The following is a 14844-nucleotide window of genomic DNA, read 5'->3' as shown; positions in this document are numbered from 1 at the left end:
ATCCTAACTTCTTGCTAAAGAAGTATTTATTAAGCGACCATTCTGGGCGCACTTGCGTAAATCTGCGTCGTCTTTATGCTCTTGTGTCCGAGCATGGAGCTGACCGTTTCGATGGGAACACCGTTGGAGAGGAATATCGTCGTGGCTGCCGTGTGGCGGCTCTGATGCCACGTGATATGCTTGGTGATGCCGCAACGCTTGGCGACGGCACGGATACCGGCAAGGCACGTGTTATAATGCGGAACGGGAAATATCCTGCCGTCCCCGCACAGTCCCCGGTATTTGCCGATTATGCGGTTGGCGATGTCGAGCAGGCGGATGTTGGACACCACGCCCGTTTTCTGGCGGTTGATGTTTATCCACTCGTGTTCGTCGAAGTAGGTGCGGATATTCTCTTCCGTAAGGTTGCGCATATCCGCGAACGACAGCCCCGTGAAGGCGCAGAACAGGTAGAGGTCGCGGTACAATTCCTGTTTGGCGTTTTTCAGTTTCCCCTCCATCAGCAGGCGGATCTCATCTTTGGTCAGGAAACTGCGTGTTGTTTCCTCCTTCTTGATTTCATACTCGCGGAACGGGTCGCGCGTCAGCCACTCGTTGTTGATGGCGATGAATACCATCGTCCGTAACGGGCAGACGTACAGCCACACGGTATTGGTGCAGCAGTGCTTGTCCGTGCGCAGGAACATCTCGAAGTCGGAGATGAAAGCCGGGGTAAGCTCTTTTAGGGCGATGTCCTTCACATGGTAGCGGATGTCGAGGAACTCTTGCATGTGCTTGTAAACGGTGCGGTACTTCAGCAGCGTGCCTTTGGCTTTCATGCCTGCCTCCACCTGCTTCTCGTAGTCCTCGTTGTGCTGGCGGAACACCTGCATCAGCGTGTGGTAGCGGTGTTCCAGTCCGAGAAAGGCGTTCTTCACCTTCTCCGCCGTGACGAAGTTGTCACGCTCCATGATTTCCTGATAATGCCTGTTGATGCGTACCCGCATCTTGTCAAGCATACGGTTCGTTTCGAGTGCCGCCGTGCTTCTGCCCGTGACACGTCCACCTTTGGTGTCCCACAGTTTCGGATCGACAGTCAGTTTGCAGCTGAACTGTGTCTGGCTGCCGTCCACCGTGATGCGTCCCATGACGGGAACTGTCCCGTCCTTTTTCACTACCTGACGCTTGAGGTAGTAGATTACTGAAAATGTACTCTTCATTGTCCTTAATTTTTGGGTTTCAAAATTAGTTGGTGAAGAGTCCGGTGTTGGTACGCAAAACGGGGAGGAACGGCGCAATCTTTTTCCGTAACCTGATTTTTCGCATGAGTTATGGATAACTCACTATTCCTTAGAGCCTTGTTTCGCTATTCGTACCCGTTTGTCGCATTTTCGGGCATGGTTACGAACAAGTAACGTAGCGGCGTCAGGATTTGGCTTCGGCAGGGATTGTAATGGCTTCACGGATTATCGCCACTTCAACCAAAACCCTTGTAACTCAATTCTATCACTATATCTTTCCGCATTTCACTTTTTTGTAGTAATTCTGGAAGATTTTTATAACCACTTTATTAGCAAGCAGTTCTGAGGATAAGGTAAAAATGAGGTAATGATTTGGCAACCCTGTCTATTTCTACGTTCTGCTGTGAGTTGCTGTCAATGTCTCTCGTCTTGGTACAAAAGTAGCAATAAAAATCGGATACACATCAAAATGTCCCATGATTTTTATCACAGGACGTTTTTTATCTTCGCTGAATAATCCGGTTTAACCGTTACTTCTATTTTCGGCAAGTTGCGGGCTATGATTGCTGAAATTTATACTTTAATCCATACTCTTCCAACTTGCTATACAGCGTTGTACGTCCGATTCCGAGCAATTCGGCGGCAACCTTGCGGTTTCCGTTTGCCTGCTTCAACGCGCGTAAGATGCGTTCCTTGTCCTCCGCATCGTTTCGCAAGGCGAAGCTGACAGGTGAGGTCGGTTTCGTTACGGCAAGTTCCAGATGCTCTTTCATGACAACTCCCGTCTGTGCCTGCAACACCGCGCCCATTATCTTCTGCCGAAGCTCACGGACATTACCCGGCCACGGATGGGTCAGCAATGTCTTACGGGCTTCCGCATCGAACCCAGTCACGCTACATTCCAATTCATTGTTGGCAATCTCACGGAAGAACTCCGCCAACGGCATGATGTCCTCCTGACAGTCACGCAAGGGCGGAACAGTTATCTCGAAGTCGTGCAAACGGTACAGCAAATTCTGTCGGAAACGTTTTTCAATGACCGCTTTCTCCAGATCCTCGTTGGTGGCGGCGATGATGCGGACATTGAAGCTCTTGTCCGTCTTGTCACCTATAGGGCGGTATCTCCGTTCCTGTATGGCACGGAGTAACATCTGCTGGGTTTCCAATGCGAGATTGCCTACCTCATCCAAGAACAATGTGCCACCCTCTGCCTCATTGAAGTATCCTTTCTTTGTGCTGTCCGCACCCGTAAACGCGCCTTTGACATGTCCGAAGAATGCCGAGGGCGCAAGGTCTTTGGAGAGTGAACCGCAGTCCACAGGCACAAACGGTTTCCCTGCCCTTTTGCTCTTATCATGCAGATGGTGGGCGATATGCTCCTTGCCCGTGCCGTTCTCTCCGAATATCAGCACGCTCATATCAGTAGGGGCAACTAATCTTATCTGTTGCATGATTTTCTGAAAGGCGGAACTGTCACGGGCAAAAACGGGCATACGATTTCGTCCGATACTCCGTTCTTTCAGGATGGTATGAAGCAGAGGCATAAGTTTATCCTCCACAAGCTGCTTGGGGATATAGTCCAGCGAGCCGAGTTTCATACTTTCGACTGCCGTATGCACTTCGGCATAGTTGGTCATGATGATTAACGGTTGTGTCATGCCTTCCTTGCGCATCCATCGTAATAGGTCGATGCCGTCACCGTCGGGTAGTCGTAGGTCAGAAACCACGATGTCCCCGTCTGAGGCTTGTTGCAGAAGTTTCTTCGCGGTCGAGAGGTGGTAAGCCTGCACGGTACGGAATCCTTCCCGTGCCAGCAGGTTGCAGACAAACTCGCAATACACGATATTGTCCTCCACCACGATGATTCTTGTTTTATCCATTTTCGTATTTTTCCTTTCTTCTTTTGCCTGCCGGATAATTTCAGCACCTTTATCCAGCACAGCCGGTCACCGCTTTGCATATCGCTTCGTCATCTGGAGTGGCACTTCCATGAAGTTGGGCGTAAAGTTCCCTCAATGGCTGGTCGGCACGGAGAATCTGCCATGAACTTCGCAGATGGTGTGTAAGTGTGTCCAGTTCTTGGAGGTCTTTACGCTGTTCTGCATCCTTGACCGCCTGCATTTCCTTTTCGGTTTCCGCTATCAGTTTGTCCAGCATGACGGATTCATTGCCATAAGATAGCAGAGTGGAAAAATCCGGCTTTTCATCCAATATGCTGCTTAATGCGCATTTATCCGTAATCTCCATCAGTTCGGATATGGAGAACGGCTTGAACAGGCATCCGGCAAATCCACGCCCTATAAGTTCCTCCTTGCTGCAACTGCCCGAAGCGGTTGTCACGACTATGGGAATACTCTTCGAGTTGCCTACATTGGATGAGCGCAACAGTTCCAGCAGTTCAAAACCGCTTATCTCAGGCATATTCAGATCCGTCAGAAGCAGGCTGTATTCCTTTTTTCGTATCAGCTCCATCAGTACCGAAACATTGGTACAGGTATCGCAGTGCATCCCTTCATGGGCATACATTTCTTTCAACATAAGGAGAAGTACCTCGTCATTGTCGATGGCAATCACATCATGGCAGATATGATTATGGCGCATTTGCGCTTGAATTGTCTGTTCCGGCAGTTCCTCGGCTGTCTGCATGGGAATTTCCACCGTGAAGCGGCTCCCTTTGCCTTTCTCGCTTTCCAAGCGTATAGTTCCACCGAGCATCGCCACAATACGCTGCACGATGGACAATCCTAATCCGAAGCCGTCTTTTGCGGCGGCATTTGAAAGACGTTCAAATGCACCGAATACTCGTTGTTGCTCATCTTCGGTCATGCCCGTACCGGTATCTTCAACGATAAGTTTCAGCAAACCGTTATCATAATCCGCTGCCAATGATACACTACCGTTATCCGTGAACTTGATGGCGTTTGACAACAAGTTGTTGCCGATTTGCAGGATACGTTCCTTGTCGGTCAAAACCACCGCATCGGTGTGGCTCTCCACTATCAAAGTCAGCCCCTTGTTCATGGCAATGGGCATGAACTCCGTTTCAAGAATATGCGTGATTGCGGAAATCCTGCAAGGGGAAAGGTTGGGTTGCTCCTTGCCGTTGTCCAGACGGAAGAAATCCAGCAGCGTGTTGAGCATCTCCCGCATACGCTCGGAAGATTGCCGGATATTATCCACATACATGGTGCTTTTATCCGCGCTACAACTTTTCTGCATCAGTCCGGCATAGCCTCATTTTGTCAATCGTATTTTTTCGTGGTAGAAGTAGTTTACGATGACAGGTTTGCCTTTTTCCGAGCGTCCGTATGGCAGATCGTTTATACGATACGGGAAGCCCTGCTCCTTGGCGTAATTTGAAATGTCCTGCTCCAATGCCTGCCAGTATTCAAGCCTTTTTTTATTGTAAATTTCCTCGTAAAGCGGTATGAGGTCAGGATACTTCTCACGGATATACGTCATTATCCCGCCTTTGAACTGCCCGCGTAAATTCAGGTTTTCAAGCCAGATTAAATCAGCATAATCTTTTACCTCCTCTATTATTGCCTTTACGTCTGTTATTCTGGGGAATATGGGCGAGACGAAGCATACGGTGCGGATACCTGCCTCGTATGTCTGACGCATCGCTTTCAGACGGCGTTCAATGCTTACGGCGTTGTCCATATCTGCGCAGAACTGCTCGTCGAGCGTATTGACAGACCATGACACAGTCACTTTGGGAAAACTCTTCAACAGGTCGAGATCGCGAAGGACAAGATCGGACTTTGTGCATATCATAATCTCGGCATCGCTTCCTCGCAGCTCTTCGAGCAGCCTTCGGGTACGGTGGAATTCTTCTTCATACGGATTGTAACCGTCCGTCACAGACCCTATTACAACACGTTCACCGTCGTATTTATGAGGATTCGTTATCGGCTTCCAGTTTTTTACATCTAAAAACGTACCCCACGGCTCGGTGTGCCCGGTGAACCGTTTCATGAACGATGCGTAGCAATACCTGCAGGCGTGGGGACACCCTACATAAGGGTTGACCGAATATCCTCCCACCGGCAGAGAGGATTTGGTCATTACACTCTTTACATCTATTTCCTTTATTGTATCCATATTCATTGTATTCGTCTGGTAAATTGTTCCGGCAATTCCTGAATCATTCTTTCGTCGCCCATAATCGGCAGCAAATCCTCTTTCATGAACACCGGTATGCCATGAGCCTTTGCCTGTTCTGCAATGCTAAGCACCCATTCGGGGCGCGAATATGACTTTCCTTTTCGGTTTCCGGTCTCTGTGCCTATGACAATCCAGTCAATTCCCTCGAAATCAATCTCGCCGATATCATCGAAGAGAGGTTCAAACGTGACATGGTAGTGTCGTGCTTTGATATTCTTTTTCAAATCATCAATCCTCCTTTTCTCGGAACTGCGCGTGACGGTCACGCCCATCCATACGTTCTCGTCGTCAGAGGAGAAACTGATTTTGTCAGGGCGCTTCGTCAGAAAGATATAGGCGTGCTGGGGATTGCTGCTGATCCGCTCGAAAATTTCTGCGTTCCATTCAGGCTTCCAATCGGAGAAATCGCTCATTCCTGTCATGAGCCACACATGAGGACGGGACGTATCGATGATGCGCAGTTTTCGTTCCATGTATTCAGGCACGGAAAAGTCGTCGGTAATGTGGAAACGGCGGCAGTTGTTACGGGCATAGCAGTAAGGGCATCCTATAGTGCACCCTACCACTATGTTCATGTTTTTTATCAGGGATTTAATGCAGACACTCATAACACAACTGTTTCTCCGTCCTCCGGGATAATCAGCCGGCTCATGTCGGCTTCGTGATGCGTTGCCTCATTGCGCAGAATTGCACGGGTGGTCTGGCAATGGTCGATGGCATCCATGTGTACGGCTATCAGCTTGATATGCGAAGGCAATTCGTCAAGTATCTGCATCACTTCGTTCTCGTCGGGGATGATAGGACCGTCCGTTTTGGAAAATTCGGGAAAGATTGCACCTCCGGAGTTTACCACGATATAGTCAGGATTGAACCGTTCCACGGTGTCTCGGATACATGCTTCCCATCGGCAGTCACCCATTATATAAACGGTCGGGAAGCCCTCGGCTTTTAGCACATAACCTGATACAGGTCCCATCATCTGCCCGATCTGCCCGAAACCATGATGTCCGGTCGTGCGGTAAATGGATATGCCGTCTATTGTTTTTATTTCTTCGATGGGTATCACATTTGTAAATCCGTCGTTTCTGATGGCGTCCGCGTCCTGGGGCTGAACGTAGAAAGGAATTTCTTTGGGCAAATGTGTGGGGACACTCGGCTCGTAATGGTCGATGTGATTGTGGGTCAGGAGCACCATGTCCACGCCTCCGATAATATCCTGAATAGGAATGGTGAGGTGTACCCTCGGTGTTTTATTCACACCGAGGGCCGATATCAAAGTGCCTTTGTCGGCTAAAACGGGGTCAATTAGCATGGTGTGTCCCGCATACCTGATTTTCAAGGTGGCATTGCGCACCAATTGTACTGTGGATGTCTTTTTCATGACTATATGTCTTGTTATTGATTACGGGTGCAAAGTTCGGAAGAATCCGGCGAAACATCTATGCCTGAAAAAACGGTAATTATGCCATTTTGATAAATGAAATTATTATCTTTGCAAAAACGACAAGGATATGGACGAGATAATCAACCCTGATCGACTGGTCAGCGTACCGTTCAACAAGACACGCTGCGGTGTGGATTTTTACATCAATACTGCCATAAACAAGGACATCGGACTTGTGCTGACAGAAAACAAGCGGTTTAAGACAGACTTCTTCAGCTTCTACTTTTTCCGTAAGGCAAACGGATATTTGCTACTGAACTTCCGCAAGATTGAACTGCGCGACGGCATGGTTCTCCTGCTTTCACCCCATCAGCAACAAGAGTGGCATGTAGATGAGACGGCGTTGGATTACACGTTCCTTATATTCCGCGAAGATTTCATGCGTACTTTTATCGCCGACAAGTTCTTCGTTTTTCGCCTTTTGTATTGTTACCAGACAGATACGCCGCCTTACATCAATGCCACACATGACGAAATGAAGGAATATATGCGGCTGCTCGGAAAGATTAAGTATGAGCTGATGAATCCAGTGTCCGATACGTACAATATCATTGTTTCCTTACTATATTATCTTTTGCTGATTATCAATCGTACATACGCTGCCGCCTATTGCTTGCCCGCTGAAATTGCTAAAAACAATTTCGCTTTTCGGTTCAAGGACTTGTTGGAACAGAATATCCGCACCCACCAGCGGGTGCAGGAATATGCAGACATGCTTCATGTCAGTCGCATCACACTCAATAACTCAGTAAAAGCCCAATTCGGAGTATCAGCTACCCATTTGATAAAACAACGTCTGCTTGAGGAACTGAAGAACGAATTGCTATTCTCCAACCGCACTGTCAGTGAAATGGCGGATGATTTCAATTTCTCTGATCCGAGCCATCTCATGCGCTTCTTCAAACAGCAAACAGGCAAAACATTTACTCAGTACATGACGGATTACAATAAAGGCATATACGAATAACTTCTTAATATAGTCGATAGCGGCTATCGAAATATGGTTGTTGATGTTCAGGCGTTTTTGTACTGCATGAACCATTTTACGATTTCTGGATCTTCGTGCGAGCCGAGTAAGAAAGGCTTGTCGGTATCCAGCGTCTTTATCCGTGCCATGTCGTCGGCCGACAGGGTGAAGTCTAATATGTCGAGATTCTGCTTCATGCGTTCCGGTTTCACAGACTTAGGAATAATTATGCACACTGATATTTATCGCGCCCGGACAGGTGTTCGGTGCGGAAGATGACGGCATGCAGTTCCAACCAGATGGCTACCTGCTTATGTTCCATCCCGACCTGCTGCGGAATACACCTCTCGGGCGGATAATGCGTGAATATTCGTTCTTTTCCTACGAGACAAACGAGGCATTGCACCTTAGTGTGGAAGAACGGCAAATCATCATGGATTGCTTCCACAAGATTCAATATGAATTGAACCATCCGATACACCGTCACAGCAAGAACCTCATCACAGACAGCATCAAGACGTTCCTTGATTACTGCACACGTTTCTATGACCGCCAGTTCATCACACGCGACAACCAAAACCGAGACATCCTCGCAAGATTTGAGCGGTTGCTTGACGAATACTTCCATGATGGGGCTGCTAAACGGATAGGCTTGCCCACTGTACAGTATTGTGCAGACAAGCTCTGCCTCTCGCCCAACTATTTCAGTGATTTATTGAAAAAAGAAACAGGTTCAACCGCCCTGCATTTCATTCATGACAAGTCTATTGAAATAGCCAAGACGGAACTTGCATCTACAGACGACACCGTTAATGAAATCGCCTATAATCTCGGTTTTCAGTACCCGCAACATTTTACCCGACTGTTCAAGAAAGAGGTAGGTTACACTCCGAATGAATATAGAGCGCAAGTGTCGTGAGAATTGGATTAGTACAGAATATTAGAACCCAACACCTCTCTTGCGCTTAACTTTCTTCCTTCTGCGAAGTATATCCACCATTTCCTGATTGGCTTCCGCATCAGCAGCGTTATAAGATGAGCCACTGCTTTTTAGCAATCCCCAAGAGCCGTTGAACAACTCGCTTTGTGCCGTGCCGGACGGTGCGCTTGGTGTAGCCGTTTCATATATTCCGGCTGTTATTCCCATACGTTCCCTGCATCTGTTGTGCTGCAAAGCCGCGTCAATCTTGGAATAACTGAAACGCCTGTCCACTTTGGAGCCGTTGAAATGGTAGCCATTCATGGAGAATACAACACCCTGCACCTCGCTGGTCTGCCCCTTATGCTTGAAATGTACTTCCACTCCCTGCCGTTTCAGGTTGGCGATAAGCACGTTCCAGTTGCCGCATCTGCCGACTTCCATTTTGATGATGTCGTAAAGCGCATATTTCGTCCTGTCTGGCTCTTTCAGGCGGTTGCGTTTGACATTGTCCTTTCCGCCAGCCATATGCAAGCCGTATTTCAAGGTCAATTCCTTGCAGATGCGGGTACTGCGCAGACGCTCGTGCCTGTCCGATATGGTATTGCCGTTGTTGTCTATGCGGTTGAAAGCAATATGCACGTGCGGATGCTCCTTGTCGAAATGCTGGGCGATGAAGAACTGCGTATTCTTGATTCCCATCCGTTCCATATATTCAAGCGCGATGCCTGCCATGATACGGTTCGTCAGCCGTAACTCATCCTCTTTGGAAAAACTCAACGCGATATGTCCGACAGGTTTTGTCACCTTATCGTTCATCCGTGACTGGGCATTGAAACTCATGGCGATAGTTTCCAGATTTTCCATAAACAAGCCTTCGCTTGCTACTATCTGCGTATCCTTCTTCTTGTCGATGATGTAATCCACCACACCCTTGAAGTCGCTTCCTTTTACGATTTTCGCCATCATATCCCTATCTTGGTTATAAGTTCATGAATCCTTGCCACTGCCACCTTGCAGTCCCACCGTTCATCGTGGAAGCCTCCGGCGTTTGCCTTACGCGCAAGCTGGTTGAGATTGTTAGCCATGCCGCAGAGTTGGCGGATGTATCCGGCATGTTCCTCCGACAGCCGTTCTTTCACATGACCGTTACGGAAACATTCCCTCATGTACTCGCTTGGTGATACGCCCGCCTCATGCGATCGTGTCAGCAGGCGGAAGTAGTCGGCTGCCGTCATTTTCACTGCGATACGGTATTTCAGTTTCTCGGTTGCTTCCTTCTTGGGGCGACCTCCCTTGTTGCGTTCCTTGTGTTCCTTTGTCTGTTCCATATTTTATTCCTTTTAATTCGGTTACTGATTCAACTGTATAGACCGACGGGATGCCACCTCCTGCAATTTGGATGGTGGGTGGCAAGCGGTTTCGGTACACCCGAAACACAAACTTGCTACCTCCCAATCCTTAAGGAATGAGTTTCGGGCATCTCCCGTTTTTCTCATTCGGGATGTCATAATCCCAACCCTTTCTTCTTGGGTTTTACGATAGTTCTTGGCGGTGGACTAACGGCTAATTTCTGCCGGATTCCACGCAGGTAATCGTTCAGGTCTTTATGCCCTTTGTAGTTGTCGGAGAAGTCGCGGATGCGTCCGGCGAACTTCCTTTCCAATTCCCGATACGCCTTTCTTCCCGCCTCGTCATTGTCGAGCATGCAGTGGATACGTCCATACCCGTGCAGCACATCTATAGCTTTGGAAACATTGGCGGTCGAATTGAGGATGACGTAATCCTGCCTGTCAAGGTCGGGCAAGTTCGAGCAGTTCCTCTTCCGCAACGTGAGGAATGAAAGATAGTCCATCATGCCCTCGAATACAAGGCATTTCTCTCTCGCTTCTCCCTGTTGCCGAATATGGCTGATGTCTTTGGGTGCGACACAGCCTTTGAAAAAACGGTTACGCACTTCAAATCCTCCCGCCACATTCGGAAAACCGATGGCGAAATAGGGCTTGCCGTTATGGGTGAAGTGGAGCTCTTTACATTGCGCCTTTGCCAAAGCGATGTTTATGCCCCGTTCCTGCAAGTATCGGAGCAATGCCGGATGGGTGAGTTCGCCCACCTCCAAATGTTGGAAACTCGGTTCGGATGCCTGCTGGCGAAAAGAGAAAGATATGGGACGGATGTGTGGTGCCTGTTCCGCTATCTTGCCAAGCAGATAAGGCACATGGTCGGATGCGTACAGTACCCCTGCAAGTGCGATGATGTTACCACCTCTTCCCAGTCCATAATCGAACCACAGGTTGCGGTCGGTGTTCACCTTGAACGAGGCTTCCGTTTCCTGACGGAACGGGGATTTATACCACAGGCAGTTTCCCTGTTGCTTTACGGGCGAATAACCCAAACTTTGCAGATAGTCCGCAATTTTGATTTGTTTTGCTTCTTGGATGTTCATGATATAATTTCTATGGATTTGATGATGACTGTAAAAACGTTGATTTGATGAATGAGATATGTATTGTCCTATACGTTAATGCTTTATATTCTCAACATCTTCTCAACAAACCACTCACAAATAGAGAATCCAACAAACTGATGCTGTTTCCCTCTCAACTTTTCTTTTCGATTGTTGAGAATTTGTTGAGAGTGTATGCTGTTTATTATCAGTATGGTTATATCATTATTCATCAATTCAACAAAAAAAGAATAGTATTACAGGGATTCAAGTTGTTCCCTTGTGACGGTGTAGAAACGACCGACTCTTTTTATCGGCTCATATCGGCACTCCCGATTGTAATTGAATTGGTAAGTGGTATATGTAAGCCCGTTAGAGGCAGGAGTAAGTTTCCAACATTCCTGCAATACCTTTCTGACTTGGTGCTTCTCCACCTTTACCTGCGAATGTACCAGCAAAAGAAGAATGTCGTTGTGGCAGAACGAGAATGTGTCCGTGCCGACACTTTCCATAATGTCAAGGATAAGTTCGCACATCTCTATCTCCAATCGGTTGCGGTTGCTGCGGATAATCTTCTGCAAGGCTTCGGTATGCAGCAAAGAGGGCGCAAACCACATACGGCTTTCCTTTTCGGTGGAAAGTTGTCTGTATTGCAGGTAATACAGAAAGGCAGGTATCTCAGCTTTCAGCTTTTGCAGGAAGTCTGTGTCATCGGATTGCAGACGGTCTATCTTGCGCACCCAATAGCGTGTTTCACCTGCATCAATGATAACAGGCAGATACTCGTTGTTGGAGCATAGCACGAACTTGGCAAAGAACGCTATCTCGTCACGGTCTTTGCCTTTGGCTTCCACCTTGTAGGAAAGTGTGGTGCTGAGGTTCTTCAACCGCTCGCTGTCCTCCCTGCGGTTGAGCAATACCTCGTCCACCACGATGAGCAGTTTTCCTGCCCAGTCGGAATTGAACTGGCTGCGGAAGTCCTCGTTGGTATTGAAAGTGACATTGTTTTGAAACACAGCTTTCAGGAAGTTCAGGAATGTACTCTTGCCCGTGTTGCGTTCTTCTGATACCAACAGCAGGATAGGCAGTTTCTGCACGGGTTGCAGGTAGAGCAATTGAAGATAGTCCATGCCCAATTCATACTGTTCACCGAAGATATGGCGCACCAATGACCGGATACAGGGAAACTCGCCTTGTTGCGGACGGTGTCCTATCGGCTCGTAGAGGTTCAGGAACTTGTCCACCACGGGACGGTAGTCCACATGGTCGGGGACGGTGCAGAAGCCGTCGTACTTCGGCACGGTGGCGAGATAGTCCTTGCCGTAGTCCTGCCGCAGTGTTTCGTTGTTCCACACGATGCGCTTCTTCACATAGCCTCCGTTCAGACGGGGCTGGTTCACTAACTTGTAGAGGGTAGTACCCACACGGATAAACTCCTCATTTTCAAAGTTGCCTTGTTTCATTAGCACTTCATTTTTTTGTTTAATCAGTGCAAAACTCGGCAATTAGCGCAGAACGGATTAACAACTCACGCATACCTCACGTAAGATTTTCTTGGATTTGGCTTTATGACATACAACAAAAGCCCGAAGAAATGCCATTCTAATGGATTTTTCTTCGGGTTTGTCGTAATCGTACGTATGAATGGCAATACACCTATTCACATACTCGTATAAATACATTGTTGGCAATGGGAATACGCATAGGTCTCACTACTTCATGTCGTCATATCATTAGAACTTATGCCTGATAATTAGACATATCCCAACCATTTATACCCAGCGAAAAGAAGATATTTGTTTTCTCTTTTCGCAAGTACAGCCTTTTAAATATGGCATTGCGCACCTGTTCCGCACCGAAGCTGTCAATGCGGAAAGCAAGTGCGACTATCATCGGAAAGCTGAACACATCGGCATGATACCCGTTCTCCTGCCGAACATACTTCTGTACCTCGTATTCTTTTAATGCTCCACTGTTATAGATGTTTCTGATGGCAGAACGAAGTGTCGGAGCAATTACTCCGAACAGTTCCACCAATTCCGGCTCGCTCATCCAAATGTTTGAGACATTCTCCGGCATGATGATATTGCCGGATTCATTCACTGTTATGCTGTTTCTTCTCATACTCATGACATCGTTATTCCGTTAAACGTCTTACTCAGTTTGTCGCCGAACATGGTCAGGTCGTTGTCGAGCTTCTGCGTGGTTATCTTTGCGTAGAGTTGGGTCGTGACTATATTCGTATGTCCCAACACACGGCTTACGCTTTCAATGGGCATCCCCTTGCTCAAAGCTAATGTTGCGAAGCCATGACGACTGCAATGAAATGATATTGACTTGGTTATGCCACATTCCCTTATCATCCGTTTCAACGGTTTGCAGATAGACCAATAGTTCAAGCCGGGGAATATACGATTGTCTTTCTGCATCGGTCGGTAGCGTTCGACTATCTGCAAGGGTATATCCAGCAGCTTCACTTGGAAGGCGACTTTTGTCTTGTGGCGTTTGGACAATATCCACTTCTCGCCGTTCACCTCCACGATGTTGTCATTCGTCAGTTCCTGAATGTCCACGAATGACAAGGCGGTGAAACTGGCAAAGATGAAAATGTCACGGATGTATGCGAGCTTGCTGTCTGCAAACTCATGTGTCATGACCGCTTTCAGTTCATCCTCCGTCAGATATTCCCGTTCTTTCACATTGGGGCTGATATGAAACTGGATGAAAGGATTGCGCGGTATCAACCCGTTATAATGCGCTTTCATGACCACGCCTTTCAGCCACATACAGTTTGCCCATATCGAACCGTTCCGCAATCCGGCTTCAGTCGAGAGGTATGCGGCGAACTCCTTGATGAAATCGGGAGTAAGTTCCAACATGGACATATCGCTGCGTCTGTAAAACGACTTGATAAAGGCGGCTACATGGTTTCTTGCCCGTACACGTGCCCGATAGGTAGCCATTACCCTGTCTTTGCCTACCCGTTTCTTGAACACTTCGTTCTCACGGTCGAATGCTTTTAGCAGCGTCTCATACTCGCTGCCGATTCCCTGATAGGCGTTGCGCACCATCTCAGCCGTAACAAATGCCTCGCGGTCTGAAATGCGCTGGTAATGTTTGATGATTTGCGCCTTGATGTTGTCAAGGGCAAGGTTGATGTCTCGTGCCTCGCGGCTCTTGCCTTTCGCCTTGTTTCCTTTCACGTCCCAAAGCGTTTTCGGGATGTTCTGCTTACAACTGAACTGCGCCACAGTCCCGTTGATTGTCACTCGTCCCATGATGGGGACAATACCGTTTTTCTCCTTGCTGCCGTTCACGTAGAACAGAACCTTGAATGTGCTTCTTGCCATACTCGTTTTTTGTTTGCAAAGTTATTACTCAACGAGTTAGACCTTGATATGCCAACCTGTGCCACAAGCTGCCAAATACAACACGGTGTGTTAAAAATCACCATTCGGCGGGTAATGATTTGGAGACCGTTCTTCTTCATAAATCCGCTTTCCTTTACGTTACCTCGATTTTTCGCCTGTCCTCATTTGTCTTCGCAAACGCCTTATTGACAGGCATTACGAAGACATTTGTCCCTTTTTATTCGTCTTTTCCAGAGATTTGTAGTAACTTTGCGTAGAAAAATAGAAAAAATAAAACTCAATACCAAACTGTAAAATTTAGATATGGATA

Annotated in this window: 14 protein-coding genes and 1 pseudogene; 2 read left to right on the top strand and 13 right to left on the bottom strand. The window is 47.7% G+C overall.

Annotated features, from left to right (window positions below):
• Nucleotides 1–29 precede the first annotated feature (29 nt).
• The 6 genes and pseudogenes from DW947_RS20275 to DW947_RS20245 all read right to left on the bottom strand — a co-directional run bounded on the left by DW947_RS20275 (nucleotide 30) and on the right by DW947_RS20245 (nucleotide 6768).
• Nucleotides 30–1199, bottom strand: a complete 1170-nt coding sequence (locus DW947_RS20275; RefSeq protein ID WP_004336895.1) for a site-specific integrase — start codon at nucleotides 1197–1199, stop codon at nucleotides 30–32.
• A 578-nt stretch (nucleotides 1200–1777) separates the two neighbouring features.
• Nucleotides 1778–3100, bottom strand: coding sequence for a sigma-54-dependent transcriptional regulator (locus tag DW947_RS20265; protein ID WP_118421077.1), 1323 nt, complete (start codon nucleotides 3098–3100; stop codon nucleotides 1778–1780).
• A pseudogene (locus DW947_RS20260) lies at nucleotides 3093–4454 on the bottom strand (hybrid sensor histidine kinase/response regulator); the annotation flags it as partial. The pseudogene DW947_RS20260 and the gene DW947_RS20265, both read right to left, overlap by 8 nt.
• Nucleotides 4455–5330, bottom strand: a complete 876-nt coding sequence (locus DW947_RS20255) for a radical SAM mobile pair protein B (protein ID WP_004329298.1) — start codon at nucleotides 5328–5330, stop codon at nucleotides 4455–4457.
• Nucleotides 5327–5995, bottom strand: coding sequence for a radical SAM mobile pair protein A (locus tag DW947_RS20250; protein ID WP_004329299.1), 669 nt, complete (start codon nucleotides 5993–5995; stop codon nucleotides 5327–5329). The genes DW947_RS20255 and DW947_RS20250 overlap by 4 nt, the downstream gene beginning before the upstream one ends.
• Nucleotides 5992–6768, bottom strand: a complete 777-nt coding sequence (locus DW947_RS20245) for an MBL fold metallo-hydrolase (RefSeq protein ID WP_004329300.1) — start codon at nucleotides 6766–6768, stop codon at nucleotides 5992–5994. The genes DW947_RS20250 and DW947_RS20245 overlap by 4 nt, the downstream gene beginning before the upstream one ends.
• A 130-nt stretch (nucleotides 6769–6898) precedes the next feature.
• Between DW947_RS20245 and DW947_RS20240 the strand changes: the two genes are divergently transcribed.
• Nucleotides 6899–7798, top strand: a complete 900-nt coding sequence (locus tag DW947_RS20240) for a helix-turn-helix domain-containing protein (RefSeq protein ID WP_004329302.1) — start codon at nucleotides 6899–6901, stop codon at nucleotides 7796–7798.
• 47 nt (nucleotides 7799–7845) lie between these two features.
• Here DW947_RS20240 and DW947_RS21680 read toward each other — a convergent pair whose 3' ends face one another.
• On the bottom strand, nucleotides 7846–7995 hold the full coding sequence (locus tag DW947_RS21680; RefSeq protein ID WP_004329303.1) for a hypothetical protein: 150 nt from the start codon (nucleotides 7993–7995) through the stop codon (nucleotides 7846–7848).
• Nucleotides 7996–8057: 62 nt separating this feature from the next.
• Between DW947_RS21680 and DW947_RS20235 the strand changes: the two genes are divergently transcribed.
• Nucleotides 8058–8717 (top strand): helix-turn-helix domain-containing protein, encoded by a 660-nt coding sequence (locus DW947_RS20235; protein ID WP_004329304.1) that lies wholly within the window; start codon nucleotides 8058–8060, stop codon nucleotides 8715–8717.
• Nucleotides 8718–8738: 21 nt separating this feature from the next.
• On the opposite strand, the gene DW947_RS20230 is transcribed toward DW947_RS20235, so the two are convergent.
• The 6 genes from DW947_RS20230 to DW947_RS20205 all read right to left on the bottom strand — a co-directional run bounded on the left by DW947_RS20230 (nucleotide 8739) and on the right by DW947_RS20205 (nucleotide 14513).
• Nucleotides 8739–9686, bottom strand: a complete 948-nt coding sequence (locus tag DW947_RS20230) for a relaxase/mobilization nuclease domain-containing protein (RefSeq protein ID WP_007560543.1) — start codon at nucleotides 9684–9686, stop codon at nucleotides 8739–8741.
• Nucleotides 9683–10048 (bottom strand): MobC family plasmid mobilization relaxosome protein, encoded by a 366-nt coding sequence (locus DW947_RS20225; protein ID WP_004329306.1) that lies wholly within the window; start codon nucleotides 10046–10048, stop codon nucleotides 9683–9685. The genes DW947_RS20230 and DW947_RS20225 overlap by 4 nt, the downstream gene beginning before the upstream one ends.
• A gap of 176 nt (nucleotides 10049–10224) precedes the next feature.
• Nucleotides 10225–11163, bottom strand: coding sequence for a toprim domain-containing protein (locus DW947_RS20220; protein WP_005775883.1), 939 nt, complete (start codon nucleotides 11161–11163; stop codon nucleotides 10225–10227).
• A gap of 257 nt (nucleotides 11164–11420) precedes the next feature.
• Entirely contained in the window at nucleotides 11421–12626 is a 1206-nt protein-coding gene (locus DW947_RS20215; RefSeq protein ID WP_004328112.1) for a primase-helicase family protein, read from the bottom strand.
• Between the two features lie 277 nt (nucleotides 12627–12903).
• Nucleotides 12904–13293 carry a hypothetical protein gene (locus DW947_RS20210; RefSeq protein ID WP_004328110.1) on the bottom strand — a complete coding sequence of 130 codons (390 nt, stop codon included), beginning with the start codon at nucleotides 13291–13293 and terminating at the stop codon, nucleotides 12904–12906.
• Nucleotides 13290–14513 carry a site-specific integrase gene (locus DW947_RS20205; RefSeq protein ID WP_005775881.1) on the bottom strand — a complete coding sequence of 408 codons (1224 nt, stop codon included), beginning with the start codon at nucleotides 14511–14513 and terminating at the stop codon, nucleotides 13290–13292. The genes DW947_RS20210 and DW947_RS20205 overlap by 4 nt, the downstream gene beginning before the upstream one ends.
• Nucleotides 14514–14844: the final 331 nt, after the last annotated feature.

This window comes from Bacteroides sp. AM44-19 (assembly GCF_003603395.1).
In the GTDB taxonomy this organism is placed as follows: domain Bacteria; phylum Bacteroidota; class Bacteroidia; order Bacteroidales; family Bacteroidaceae; genus Bacteroides; species Bacteroides uniformis.
This window is presented reverse-complemented; position numbering and strand designations above follow the sequence as displayed.